The 12884-nt window shown below is 68.8% G+C and carries 14 protein-coding genes; 3 read left to right on the top strand and 11 right to left on the bottom strand.

The features are described from left to right. Nucleotides 1-53 precede the first annotated feature (53 nt). The 7 genes from FVP77_RS04925 to FVP77_RS04955 form a co-directional block, all read right to left on the bottom strand. The gene (locus FVP77_RS04925; RefSeq protein ID WP_147893508.1) at nt 54-776 is read right to left on the bottom strand and encodes a DUF1028 domain-containing protein; all 723 of its coding nucleotides are present in this window, start codon (nt 774-776) and stop codon (nt 54-56) included. A 75-nt stretch (nt 777-851) separates the two neighbouring features. Further along, nucleotides 852-2492, bottom strand: coding sequence for an ABC transporter substrate-binding protein (locus tag FVP77_RS04930; RefSeq protein WP_147893509.1), 1641 nt, complete (start codon nt 2490-2492; stop codon nt 852-854). Between the two features lie 59 nt (nt 2493-2551). After that, complete coding sequence (locus tag FVP77_RS04935) at nt 2552-3424, bottom strand: ABC transporter permease (protein WP_147893510.1); 873 nt, start codon at nt 3422-3424, stop codon at nt 2552-2554. A gap of 1 nt (nt 3425) precedes the next feature. Further along, nucleotides 3426-4472: an ABC transporter permease gene (locus FVP77_RS04940; RefSeq protein WP_147893511.1), complete on the bottom strand. Its 1047-nt coding sequence runs from the start codon at nt 4470-4472 to the stop codon at nt 3426-3428. Next, nucleotides 4472-5263, bottom strand: a complete 792-nt coding sequence (locus tag FVP77_RS04945) for an ABC transporter ATP-binding protein (RefSeq protein WP_147893512.1) — start codon at nt 5261-5263, stop codon at nt 4472-4474. Before FVP77_RS04945 ends, FVP77_RS04940 begins: the two co-directional genes overlap by 1 nt. Then, entirely contained in the window at nt 5260-6144 is an 885-nt protein-coding gene (locus FVP77_RS04950) for an ATP-binding cassette domain-containing protein (RefSeq protein WP_147893513.1), read from the bottom strand. Before FVP77_RS04950 ends, FVP77_RS04945 begins: the two co-directional genes overlap by 4 nt. Beyond that, nucleotides 6141-7454, bottom strand: coding sequence for an NtaA/DmoA family FMN-dependent monooxygenase (locus FVP77_RS04955; RefSeq protein WP_147893514.1), 1314 nt, complete (start codon nt 7452-7454; stop codon nt 6141-6143). The genes FVP77_RS04950 and FVP77_RS04955 overlap by 4 nt, the downstream gene beginning before the upstream one ends. A 247-nt stretch (nt 7455-7701) precedes the next feature. On the opposite strand from FVP77_RS04955, the gene FVP77_RS04960 reads away from it, so the two are divergent. After that, entirely contained in the window at nt 7702-8478 is a 777-nt protein-coding gene (locus FVP77_RS04960; RefSeq protein WP_147894440.1) for an alpha/beta fold hydrolase, read from the top strand. 77 nt (nt 8479-8555) lie between these two features. On the opposite strand, the gene FVP77_RS04965 is transcribed toward FVP77_RS04960, so the two are convergent. The 3 genes from FVP77_RS04965 to FVP77_RS04975 form a co-directional block, all read right to left on the bottom strand. Then, nucleotides 8556-9620: an ABC transporter substrate-binding protein gene (locus FVP77_RS04965; protein ID WP_147893515.1), complete on the bottom strand. Its 1065-nt coding sequence runs from the start codon at nt 9618-9620 to the stop codon at nt 8556-8558. Nucleotides 9621-9710: 90 nt separating this feature from the next. Continuing rightward, nucleotides 9711-10286 (bottom strand): phosphoribosyltransferase family protein, encoded by a 576-nt coding sequence (locus FVP77_RS04970; RefSeq protein ID WP_222707693.1) that lies wholly within the window; start codon nt 10284-10286, stop codon nt 9711-9713. 1 nt (nt 10287) lies between these two features. Then, nucleotides 10288-10875, bottom strand: coding sequence for an SLOG cluster 4 domain-containing protein (locus FVP77_RS04975; protein WP_147893517.1), 588 nt, complete (start codon nt 10873-10875; stop codon nt 10288-10290). 115 nt (nt 10876-10990) lie between these two features. Between FVP77_RS04975 and FVP77_RS04980 the strand changes: the two genes are divergently transcribed. Further along, nucleotides 10991-12034 carry a LacI family DNA-binding transcriptional regulator gene (locus tag FVP77_RS04980; protein ID WP_147893518.1) on the top strand — a complete coding sequence of 348 codons (1044 nt, stop codon included), beginning with the start codon at nt 10991-10993 and terminating at the stop codon, nt 12032-12034. Nucleotides 12035-12120: 86 nt separating this feature from the next. Beyond that, a complete protein-coding gene (locus tag FVP77_RS04985) occupies nt 12121-12351 on the top strand; it encodes a hypothetical protein (RefSeq protein WP_147893519.1) in 231 nt (76 codons plus the stop codon). Nucleotides 12352-12354: 3 nt separating this feature from the next. On the opposite strand, the gene FVP77_RS04990 is transcribed toward FVP77_RS04985, so the two are convergent. After that, on the bottom strand, nt 12355-12753 hold the full coding sequence (locus tag FVP77_RS04990) for a pyridoxamine 5'-phosphate oxidase family protein (RefSeq protein ID WP_147893520.1): 399 nt from the start codon (nt 12751-12753) through the stop codon (nt 12355-12357). Nucleotides 12754-12884 lie beyond the last annotated feature (131 nt).

Consider the following 12884-nt stretch of genomic DNA (forward strand, 5'->3'; position numbering starts at 1 on the left):
GTGCGTTTCGATCCTATTGTCGCGGGGCGGGCGGCGGGGGAAGGCCGCGGTGGTCATCCGACGAGCTGCCTCGATGCACTTCGCGGGCTTCCCATGGCGAGCCACTCGTCGCCGTCGACCTCGGGGTGTTCGAGCCAGTAGTCGCTGTAGTACTCCATGAGAGGGCCGTACACATCGAAGATGCGGCGGAGCTCGCGTATCGAGTCGGCTCCTTCCGGCGCGATGTCCACACGGATGTCGATACGCGGACGACGCTCTCCGCGCACGGTGGTGATGAGCGACGACGAGACGTGCGTGCGACCCTCTCCGCCCGCTGCGAGCCCGGCCTCGAGAGAACGCATCAGGCGCTCTTCGAAGGCGACGTCGACGAGCGACTCGAACGTCTCCGCGAGGGCGTCCAGCACGTCGGGGCCGACGATGCCGTTACCCAGCGCCGCGTACCCGGTGCCCACCCGGTGCCCGGCATACCGCTGTCCACCCTCGAAGTCGCCGGTGTGCGCCGCGACTCGGCCGTCGTCGAGCACGATCCCGAGCTGGCGGTAGGAGAACAGCGGGTCGGTCTCCGACAGCGCCGCGAGGATGAGGCGGGGGTCCATGCCGGAGCGCCCGAGTTCGAGCGCGCGCATGCCGAGCCGCCAATCGCTGTGCCACTGGCTCGTGACGGCCACGCCCCCCGAGAGCTGCGGACACCGTGAGGCGAGGGCGATCGAGCCCGTTCCCTGACAGACGCCCACGGCGCCGGTGAGCGGATCGGTGGCGATGATGCTGAAGGTCATGATTCTCCTGAGCGGTGCTGCGGATCGTGCGGTGAGAGTGGGTGCGGGCCTCTGTCGGCCCGCACCCACCCGGGGTCATTCGGTGATCGAGAGGTGCGCGTAGTCGATGGTGTTGTCGGTGCGCCACGCCCAACCGCTCACGCGGTCGGAGATGGCGACGCCCGGCTGCACCTGCGCGATCTGGATGAACGGCGCCTCTTCGAGCAGACGCTTCTCGGCGGCGTTCCACGACGCCCCCGCCTCAGCCGAGCCCTGGTCGATGACCGCTGCGCTCGCCGTGAGCGCGTCGTAGAACGTCTGGTCCTCCCAGTCCGACATGTTGTTCTGGGAGTCGACGCCGGTCTGCAGGTTGAGCGTGTAGATCGGGGTGATCGCCCACGGGGCCTGGACGGAGATCAAGGACTGCCAGATCTTCGCGTAGCGGCCGGTGTGGAAGTCGGCTCCGGGTACCGACTCGATCTGCACGTCGAAGCCCGCCGGACGCGCGGCCGTCTGGATCTGCACCGCGGTGGCTTGGGAGTCGGCGTCCGCCGCGCTGACGGTCAGGGTGAACGACAGCCCGTCGGGGTATCCCGCCTGCGCCAGGAGGGCCTTCGCGGCTTCGGGGTCGTACTCGTACTCGGGCAGCCCGCTGCCGTCGTATCCGGGGGTGTTGGTGAACACGATGCCCGATCCGTGACGCACCGCCCGCCCTTGGAAGACGTTGTCGATGATGTCGTCGAACGGGACGGCATGGGTCACCGCCTCCCGCACGACCGGATTGTCGAAGGGCGCCTTGTTGGTGACCAGGGAGAGGACCTGCGAGGTGTTGGGAGAGGCGACCGTGGGAACGACCAGACCGTCGGACGACGACAGGTCGGCTGCATCGGTCGGAGACAGGCCCTCGGCGATGTCGGCGTCGCCGCCTCGGATCGTGGTCGCACGCGTTCCCGCGTCGGGAACGACCTGCACGTTGACGACGTCGACGTCGGGCACGCCGAGCACCCAGTCCTCGCGTGCCTCGAAACGGGCGTGCGAGCCGACCTCCCAGTCCACGATCTCGTAGGGGCCGAAGCCGTAGTTCGGGTTCTCCTGCGCCCAGCCGATGGCGTACGGGTCGTCGGGAGTGGCGGCCTCCTGCATCACGGTGCTGTCGTAGACGAACGCCAGAGCGTCCGACAGCATCGACAGGAGCGTGGTGCCGAGGCCAGGGCTGGTGAGGGTGATCGATACGGTCTTGTCGTCGATCTTCTCGAACTGCGACGCCGGGTCGGTGATGACGGGGTTCATCGCGCCGCGGGCGGTCGACGTCTCGGCGCCGAACTTGAGCTCGAACGACCAGATGACGTCGTCGGCGGTGATCTCGTTGCCGGCAGCACTGATCGCGTCGGAGAGGTGGAACGTGTACACGAGGCCGTCGTCGGAGACCTCGTAACTGTCGGCGAGATACCCGTCGTACGTGTACGGGTCCTGCTCGAACACGCCCGCCACGTCGGTCTCCGTGTAGGGCTTGCGCAGGAGCGTTCCTTGCGTCGCGCCGAGGAACTCGGTGTTGTTCGGGCCGGCCTCTTTGATGAGGCCCATGCCGATGTCGGCTTGCAGGATCGTGACGCTCGTCTCCTCGACCGGTGTCGAGGAGTTCGCAGACGGCGAGCAGGCGGTCAAGAGGAGGGCGGATGCGGCGGCCAGCGCGAGCGGGACGAGCCGCCGGCGTCGCGAGGGGGAGCGGAAGGGCATGGAAGACCTTTCGAGAGGGTGCTGCGCGGGTGAGGGGTGGAGCGTCGGGGAGGCGGTGTTCAGTTCCTGGCGGAGAGGTAGCGGTGCGAAAGATTGCTCATGATCACGACCGTGACCGCGAGCGCGAGGCACGGGAAGAACGACGACCACCAGCGCCCGGCCGCCGCCGCGGTCGCGCCGTCGGCGATCATCGATCCCCATTCAGGTGTGGGCGGCGGCAGGCCGACGCCGAGGAACCCGAGGCCCGCGGCGACAGTGACGGCGATGCCGAAGATGTACGACGCGTTCTCGAGCGCCGGCCACACCGAATTGGGGAGCACGTGGCGCCAGAGCACGCCGAACGTCGATTCGCCCGCCAGACGTGCGGACTCCAGATACGCCTCGGTGCGGACGCGCAGGACCTCGGTGCGCACGACGCGTGCCTGAGTGGGGATCATCAGCAGCCCGCAGACGACCGCGAGGGTGAGCAGGTCGCGTCCGAAGAACGCGAGCAGCACCAGGCCGACGACGATCTGCGGCAGGGCATCGAAAAGATCGAGGCCGCGCGTCACTCCGCGTGCCAGACCGCCCGCGAATCCGCGTCTCGATTCGTTCGTTCCGGTGAACAGCCCGACGGCGATGCCGAGCGCGGTCGCGAGGAGGGCCGCGACGAGACCGACCGTGAGGTCGTTTCGCGTCGCGGCGATGACGCGCGAGAACACGTCGAGACCGTAGACGTCGGTGCCGAACCAGTGCTCGGTCGAGGGGGGCTGGTCGGGTCGGGCGACGACATCGATGGGGCTGTAGGGAACGAGCAGCGGGCCCACGATGGCGACGGCGACGAGTACCGCGGGCGGCGCGAGCAGGGAGAGCAGGGCCAGGCGCCGCCGCGGGAAGCTGCGGGTGCGTCCTCGCAGGTCGTTGTTCGTCGGTCTTCCGAGGAGGGAAACCATCTCATGCTCCCTTCGCGAGCACGCCGGGTCGACGGCGGGGATCGAGCACCATGTTCGTCAGGTCGACGAGGAGGAAGACGACGAGCACCGCGGCGGCGACGGTCAGGAGGAACGCCTGCAGGGCCAGGAAGTCGGTGCGGCCCACCGCCTGGATGGCGTATTGGCCCATGCCGGGGATCGAGAACAACTGCTCGATGATCACCGCGCCACCGAGGAGGAACCCGAACAGCTGCCCGCACATGGTGACCATCGCCGGCATCGATCGGCGCATGATGGAGGCGATCACGGCGCGCCGGGGAGCGCCCGATGCGATGCGGAACTGCGTCGCCTCGTCGGCGACGGCCCGTTCGATGGCCCGCTGCAGCACCTTCATGATCGTGGGCGCGCTGCCGACTACGAGCACGAGGACGGGCAGCCACAGATGGGCGGCCATCGACGCGAGCAGGATGCCGTCTGACGAGAGCGCCGCATCGAGCAGCGGGAACCCTGTCGCGCGCGGCGCGGGTCGCAAGCCGGCGTCGTAACGCCCGATCGGGGCCGGCGCCCACTGCAGCACGGTGTAGAAGATCAGGATGCCGGCGACGCCGAGGACGAAGTCGGGGATCGCCCCCGCAGACCGCGCGTAGAAGGTGACCCATCGCGCGAGCCAGTTCCTCGGCTTCATCATGGCGAAGATCGTGAGTGCGAACGTGGAGAGCACCGACAGCACCATGGCGATCACCGCGATCTCGACCGTTGCCGGGAGCCGCCAGGCGATCTGCTCCTGGACGTCGAGGCCGTCGATCGGCGATCGGCCGAGGTTCAGTGTGACGAGGCGCCCGAGGAAGGTCAGCAGCTGCTCCCACAGGGTTCCTCCGAGACCCAGGGTGTCCTGGATCTGCGCGTACTGCTCGGCCGAGATGTCGTCTCCGCCGGCGACGATCATCACGGGGTCGCCGGGGATGAGCCGCACGAGGAAGAACACCGCGATCGCGAACAGGAAGAGGTGCACGGGCAGCAGCGCGACGCGCTGGACCCACCAGACGTTGCGAAGCCAGAGACCGCGCATCAGGCGGCCTTCGATGCGTCGGCGGAGAGTGCGCGGTAGGCCTCGATGAGCCGGGCCGTGTACGGATGCTGGGGCGTCCACACGACGCGTGCGGTAGGGCCCAGCTCCACCATGTCGCCGCGGTTCATGACGGCCAGTTCGTCGCTGACGAAGGCGGTCGCGGGAACCCCGTGCGAGACGAAGACCAGGCCGGCTCCGGCCCGCTCGGTGTATCCCTTGATCTCGTTCAGCACCGCGCCCTGCACCGACACGTCGAGTGCCGACACCGACTCGTCGCACACGAGGATCTTGGGTTTCACGATGAGGGCGCGGGCGATGGCGAACCTCTGGCGCTGCCCTCCGGAGACCTGACCAGGCCGCCGCTCGGCCAGTGATCGATCGACGGCGAGTGATTCGAGGACGGCGTCGACCGCCGCATCCGCGTCGGCCTTCGACATCCCGAGCAGCTCGGTGGCGGGACGACGCACCGCGTCACGGAGCGTCCGCAGGGGGTCGAACGACGACGACGTGTCCTGGCTGACGAGCTGAACCTCGCGTCGGAAGGTGACGAGTTCGCTGCCGCGCAGCGTGGACACCTCCCTGCCCCGGAACCGCACGCTCCCCGTGGACGGCGCCTCGAGACCGAGGAGGAGCCTCACGAGCGTCGACTTGCCCGATCCCGACTCGCCGATGATCCCGATGCGCCGGTCGGTGTCGACCGTCAGGCTCACGCCGTTGAGCGCGGAGATGAGGGAACGATCGCGCCCGCGATAGCTCTTCGTCACGTCGGTCACTTCCAGCAGGGCGCTCATGCGCGGCCCACCATCGTGGGGAGGCGGTCCCAGTCCATGTGCGACAGCGAGGGCTGGCAGTCGAGCAGCGCCCGGGTGTACGGATCGGTCGGGTTCGAGGTGACGGCGTCGGTGGCACCCTGCTCGACGATCCGCCCGCGGTTCATGACCACGGTCCAGTCGGTGTAGGCGCGGCACAGGCCGATGTCGTGGCTGATCATGAGCAGCGTCGTGTCCAACTCGTCCGTCAGGGCGACGATGAGGTCGAGCAGGTCGCGCGAGAGCGTCATGTCGAGCGCGCTCGTCGGCTCGTCGGCGATGAGAAGACGCGGGGCGGAGCACAGTGCGATCGCGATCATCACGCGCTGGCGCATGCCCCCCGACAGCTCGTAGGGCCGCGCCTTCAGCACCCGCGGGATGTCGTGCAGGCCGACACGGGCGAGCCAGTCGGCCGCGGTGGCCTTCGCCGACGAGGCGGATGCTGCGGTGGTCCCTCGAATGACGGTGATCAGCTGGCTCTCGATGGTCCACACGGGGTCGAGCGCGTTCATGGCGTTCTGGAACACCACGCTCACCCCGGGGACCCGGTGCGGGATCGCCGTTCGCTTGCGTGCCGAGACGTCGGTACCGGCCACGTGCGCACGCGCCGCGTCGACACGGGCATCGGGCGGCAGGAGACCGGCCAGTGCCATGCATGCCGTGGTCTTCCCCGAGCCGGACTCTCCCACCACGGCGATCCGTTGCCCTGCCTCCGCGCGCAGAGAGAACTCCTCGACGGCCGTGAACCACGTGTCGCCGGTGCGGTAGTGCACTTCGAGCGCCTCGACGTCGAGCGTCGGCGCCGTCTCCGCGGGAGCGGGATCGTTCACGGTCACGGGTCCGGTCAGCAGTCGGCCGATCACGAGAGATCGTCTCGGAGGTTGTCGCGGAACCGTTCGTGCCGGTACGCCGTTCGTACAGCGCCGCGGCGTTGCAGAGCGGGGATCAGGCCGTCGACGACTTCGCTGACGTACCGGCGGGTCGGCATGCGGGTGGAGAGCAGGAACCCATCGGTGCCGATCAGCTCTGCCGCGTCCTGCATGCGCGCGGCGACGGTCTCGGGTCGTCCCACGAAACCGTTGTCCTCGTCCGCGAACGAATCACGGACGAGTTCGCGCAGCGATTTGCCGGATGCCACCATCCCGGCCAGCTGGCTCTGGTGCCCGTTCGTCGTGAGGTCCTTCGGCAGGGGCAGGTCGGGGTCGAACGCCGACAGGTCGGTCGTCGTGGTGCTCGACCAGTTGCTGAGGACGTACTCGAGGTCGTTCGCGTTGTCGTCGCGGATGCGCTTCGCCTTCTCGCGTGCCTCGGCGTCGGTTTCGCCGAGCACGGGGTCGATCAGGAAGAAGACCTTCACGGTGTCGGGGTCGCGTCCGGCCTCGACCGCCTTCGCGCGGACGTTGTCGCGGAGCCGCTTCATCGAAACCGGGTCGCTTCCACCGGCCAGCACGATCTCCGCGTGGTCCGCGGCGAACTGCTGTCCGCGGGGGGAGTTGCCCGCCTGCGACAGCACCGGCTCGCGTTGGGGACTGGGGAGGGTATTGAGCGGTCCGCGCGTGGCGAAGTGCGAGCCGCGGTAATCGATGGTGCGCACCTTCGACGCATCGATGTAGACGCCGGTCTCCTCATCGAGCACCACCGCGTCCTCGTCCCACGAGCCCCAGAGCGCCTTCACCGCTGCGACGAAGTCGTCGGCCATGTCGTAGCGGTCGTCGTGCTGTGGTTGGCCGTCCTTCCCGAAGTTCTGGGCGGCGCGATCATTGCTGGCCGTGACGATGTTCCATCCGATGCGGCCGTTCGAGAAATGGTCGAGCGTGCTCATCGTGCGTGCGAGGTGGAACGGCGTCGACTCCGTGGTCGCGACAGTGGGCACGATGCCGATGCGCGACGTCGACTTGCTCAGGATCGCGGCGAGAGCGAGCGGATCGTGCTTCGGGCCGCGGTGACCGTGCTTCAACGATGCCTCGTGGGAAGCGCCGTAGTCATCGGGGATGTAGTTCGAGTCCTCGATGAGCATGAAGTCGAAGCACCCGCGCTCGAGGTCTTTGGCGAGGTCGACGAACCATTCGCCGCTGGCCCAGTCGCGGGTGGAACGGCCGGACCACTCGCGGCCCCATGCCGGCGCGCGGAAACCCGCCTGGAACCAGCCGAGATGAAATGTCGCTCCGCTCATCGCCGCCCTTTCTGCGTCGTTCGACCGTTTCGCGCGGGTGCGCTCACGGCCTCATCGGTCAGTGAACGTTTGTCCACTGCTAGAGAACAAGTTATGAGTGAACTGTTTCTCGGGCGTGGCGCGGCGTTTCCCGCGCGTAACGAAACAGCGCTCGACGTTGCGATCTCGAGTCGGGGTGCTGTGTGGCGAACCACCACGGGTGCGCGACAATCGGTGGGTGCCTTCCGCCCCTCGCGCCCTCACCGAGATGCCCGACCCGCAGTTCGTGATGACCGGCGACGGCCTGCGCCTCGCGACGTACCTCTGGGGCGGGGTCGACGCCGACGAGCCCACGGTGCTCGCCGTGCACGGCTTCGGTTCGAGCGCACGCGACAACTGGGTGAACACCGGCTGGATCCGCGACCTGCAGGCGGCGGGGTTCCGTGTGCTCGCCGTCGACCAGCGCGGGCACGGGGCGAGCGAGAAGCCGCACGATGCCGCCGGGTACCTGATGACGACCCTGGTGGCAGACCTGCTCACCGTGCTCGACACCTACCTGCTCGACTCCGTGCGCTACGTCGGCTATTCGCTGGGCGCCCGCGTCGGGTGGGAGCTCGCCGTCACCTACCCCCATCACGTCGACCGCGCGGTGCTGGGCGGCATCCCCGACGGGCGCCCCCTGCGCCGCCTCGACGTCGCCCAGGCGCGCGCGTTCATCGAGGAAGGGACCCCGGTCGAGGACGCGACGACGCAGCGGTACGTCGGACTCGCGCAGCGCGTTGCCGGCAATGATCTGCGCGCGCTCGTGGCGATCGCCGAGGGTATGACGGTCGACGGCGGCGACCCGGATCCCGCCACACCACCGCTTCAGCCCGTGCTGTTCGCCACCGGCAGCGAGGACCCGATCCTGGAGCAGTCGCGGCAGCTCGCCGGATATGCACCGCGCGGAGAGTTCTTCGAGATCGAGGGTCGCAATCACGTGAACGGACCCGGGGCCCGGTCGTTCCGTGAGGCCGGTGTGAGCTTCCTCCAGCGCGAGGACTGACCCGGCGAAACGGCGAGATCGGATGCTGCGTGCCCGGTCGGCCCGGGAGGAGCGCAGCATCCGACCTCTCGATGCGATCAGCTCGCGGCGTAGTCGATCAGTTCAGGGTGCTCGGCGTACACGGCCTCGAGGAGGCTCATGTCGAACAGCTGGTCGGCGGTGACGGTGATGCCCGCCGTCGCAAGGGTCGTGACGGTCTCGGCCTGGAGGGTCTCGGAGGTGGTGAAGAGCCCGTTCTCGGCCGTCTCGTCGGTGACGACGAGCTGCGTGTTCGCGGCCTCGGCGCACAGCAGCTCGTTGGCGGGGTCGAGCCCGAGGTCGGTTCCGCTCTGCGACATCATCAGGTCGATGCCCTTCTGCGGGTTGCGCAACGCCTCTGCGTACCCGCGGATCTCTCCCTCGAGGAACGCCTTCAGCTTCTCGGGTTCGTTCGCGATCATCTCGTCGGTCGCGATGATCGCGTCCGCGACGAAGGGGAGCCCGTTGTCGGCGAAGGGCATGTCGACGGCGTCGTGTCCTTCGGCGCGCACGAGGATCGACTCGTTCGTGAGGAATGACATGTACCCGTCGATCTCTCCGAAGATGAGCGGGGAGGGGTCGTAGCTGACGGGGACGATCTCGACCTGGGTCTTGTCGATGCCGTTGGCCGCCAGCAGCGCGTCGAAGAGGATGACGTTGACGTCCTGCACGCCGATCTTCTTGCCGATCAGGTCCTGCGGTTCCTCGATCGGGTCGCCGTCGGCGAGCGACAGGATGCTGTAGGGGTTCTTCTGGTAGCCGCTGGCGATGATCTTGATCGGAGCGTTCTCGTTCGCGACGGTCGCGCCCAGCGTCATCGCGTCGACCATGCCGACATCCACGGTGCCGCTGAGCACCTCGCTGACGGACGACGACGGTCCGGGCACCAGGTTCACTCCCTCGAGCCCGGCGTCGGTGAAGTAGCCCTCGTCGATCGCGAGGTACTCGCCGATGAACTGCGAGTTGAGAATCCACGGCAGCTGCATGGTGATCGACCCCAGCGACTCATCCGCCGACGGGGACGATCCGGTGTCGCCGGCGGGCGTGGAGCAGCCCGCCAGGGCGGTGGTGGCGATCAGGGTGAGGGCGCCGAGGAGTCCGGCGGCGGTGCGGCGAGCGGTCATGGGTGTTCGTCCTTTCGAACGGCGGGTCCGGGTGCGGGTCGGCGGATGCCGGTGTCGGGTGGAGCGGGAGGAGGCGCGGGTGGGGCGGGTTCAGAAGTCCTCGGTGACGGCGGGGAGGCGGCCGAGGGATTGCACGAGGTCGGCGCTCTCGCCCAGGGCGCTCCGCCATTCGTCGCCTTCGGTCATGAGGGCTGCGACCGACACGATCTGCGCGCCGTGACGCGTGAGCAGGTCGAGGGCGGCGGCCGCGGAGCGTCCGGTCGAGATCACATCGTCGATGAACGCGACGCGCGCGCCGTCGATCGACGCGAGTCGGCGGGCATCGAGGGTGAGCCGTTGCGCGTCGATCGTGGTGACCGAGGTGACCTCCACCGACGGGCTGTCGCGGAGGTGCCACTTCCTGCTCTTCTGCAGGACGACGTACTCGTCGAGGCCGAGGTGGGGCGCGACCGCGATCGCGACCGGGATGCCGAGCGTCGCCGCGGTGACGATGATGTCGGGCTTGCGTTCCCGGACGAGGTCGGCGAGCTCGCGTCCGGCCTGCGCCAGCACCGACACGGGCAGGTCGATCGTCATGAGCAGGGCGGCCTGCTTCCCCGGGCCCAGGTCGACGATGGGCAACTCGATCTCCTGCGAGCCCATCCGGGCGAGGTAGGTGCGGTCCACGTCACACCGCCGATCCGGTGGGGATCGCGACCGACGCATCGAGCCATCCGCCGACACCGGCGAGCGGGACGACGTCGACCCGGAGTTCAGCGGCGATCTCGGGCGGCAGCCCGCTCGCCGTCCCCTCTACGAACGAGACCGGAGGGGGAGAGGGGTTCCACTTGGTCCATGCCAGCTCGGCGATCGTGCCGCAGCTGAGACCGATGGTGACCATGGCGTCCGACATCTCGCCGATCTGGTGGTGCTGCTCGTACCAGGTGAGCTCATCGCGGAGTTCGTGGCAGCGCACGCGCTGCAGCTCGATGGAGGGCATGGCGGCGGGCTCGCTGATCCCCGATGCGGGGGTCAGGCCGATCAGTCGGGTGCCGCCCGCGGCGAGGTAGCCGTCCATGGCCGAGACGGCCACGCCGCGATCGGGGACGACGATCATCGCCCACCCCCGGCGGGCGATCATGTCTCCCACCTGTTCGGCGGCGTCGATCAGGCGTGCGGGAGCGATGCCGGCCGCGGCGGCGACGCGCGCGATGTTCGAGGGGCCGAGCACGGCGACGATCGCAACGTCGGCGGCGGATGATGAGACGGGCTGCATGGTGCAAGGTTGCACCATGCGCGTTTCACCGGTGCTGGTGTTTCGTTACATCTAGATTTCGGCGGTGATCACTGCACGCCCTCGCCGCGCGCACCGTGACGCATAAGATCACCGGGTGGCCTCCTCTGCAGCGAAAGACAGCGCATCGCGCGATCGGGCGACGCTGCGCGACATCGCGCTCGACACCGGGCTGTCGATGAGCACCGTCTCGCAGGCGCTCCGCGGAGCCGGCCGCATCAGCGAGGCGACGCGGGCTCGCGTCGCCGAAGCATCCGCCCGGCTCGCCTACCGGGCGAACGTCAGTGCGCTGCACATGCGGGGCGCTCGCACCGGACTCGTGGGGCTCGTCGCCACCGTGCCCGACTCGACGTCGTGGAGCGTGGGCGATCTCGACTTCCTCGTGCGATGCGAGCGAGCGTTCTGCGATGTCGCACTCGGGAGCGATCGGTACCCGGTCATGCTGTCGGGTTCGTCGGTGTCGGGCGCGATCGGCGTGCTGCCGGTCGACGGTGTCGCGGTGATCGACCCGGGGCCGAACGACCCGCTGCTGCGCCTGCTCGAAGAACGGGGGGTGGCCTACGTGACCCTTGGTCGAGATGTGCTCAGCGACGCCTCCGACGAGTGGGTCGTCGACAACGACAAGCTGGGGATCACGCGGGTCGCGCTCGACGGTCTGTACCAGAGGGGCATGCGGCGATCGCTGCTGCTGACGGCCGACACCGGGCAGAACTATATGACGGATGTGGCGCAGGCCTACGACGCGTGGGGCGAAGCGCACCCCGACGTGACCACGACGACCGCCGTGCTGCCGCTGCCTTTCGACGCGGCGCAGGCCGCACGGGTGGTGTCGGACGCATGCCGCGACGGCGTGGACACGATCTACCTCGCCGTCGAGCCTGCCCTCACCGCGGTGCTCGATGCGGTGGCCGCCGAAGGGCTCAGCATTCCCGACGACGTGCAGCTGCTCGCCACGACCGACAGCACGCGGGCGCAGTCGCTCGTTCCCGCGATCTCGGCGGTCGATCTGCAGCCCGCGGCGCTGGGGGAGAGGCTCTTCGCACTGCTCGAGCAGCGCGTGAGCGGTGCGGTTCCCGATGCGGTCGAACGCCTCGTGGCCGCCGACGTGCGCTGGCGCGACAGCACGCGGGCGCTCGTCTGACCCGCTGGCACACACGACGTCCGCTGTCGACCCTCCTGCGTCCGGCCGTGCGCTCGTCATGCTGGATGCAGTCGAAAGGATCCCCGATGAGCGACAGCAGCAGCATCCGCCCTTCGTCCGACGGTGACGTCACGCAGGCCGACCTCGAGCACCTGGCCGGGGGTGAGCTCGAGAACCTGCCGCCCGCGCCCGACGGCACCCCCGACGAAGGGGGACAGCCGGATCCCGACGAGGTCTTCACCGCCCCCGAGGGATCAGGCCCCTACGCCGACCGCGATGCGGTCACCGACGAGCGGACGGGCTCGGCCGAGGTCTGAGCGCTACTCCCCGGAGTAGTCGCGGGCCCAGCTGACCTCGGGCTCGATGTAGAAGGCGGTCAATCCCGAGCGGATGTCGTACGGGGCGCCGGTGTACTTCTCCGATATCCGGTCGACGATCGGCAGTGCCTCGTCGCCGGTCACGCGTTCGACGACGCGCCCGCGGACGAACGCCGAATCGAGCGGGTTCGTCGGGTTGGTGACCGACACGGCGAGGCGCGGGTCGGTCTGCAGGTCGCGATCCTTGCGGGAGTCGGCCATCGTGAACATGGTGAGCCGGTCTCCCTCGACGCCGATCCACACCGGCACCGAGTGCGGCGCACCGTCGGGGAGCAGCGTTGCCACGTGCACGACCGTGTCGCGCTCGAAGTAGGGGCGGACGTCGTTCCAGCGCTTGGTCATTCGCTTCTCCTTCATCGGGGTCGTCTCTTCGACAACCGTGCCCCCTGGCGGGGTGTTCCCCTGGCCCGCGGCGGGCGCTGCGTCGAGCGTGCCCGTTTCCGCCAAGAGTGCTCGCTTTTCCGGGCACATCC

Origin of the sequence: Microbacterium hatanonis (assembly GCF_008017415.1) — a bacterium.
Taxonomy (GTDB): domain Bacteria; phylum Actinomycetota; class Actinomycetes; order Actinomycetales; family Microbacteriaceae; genus Microbacterium; species Microbacterium hatanonis.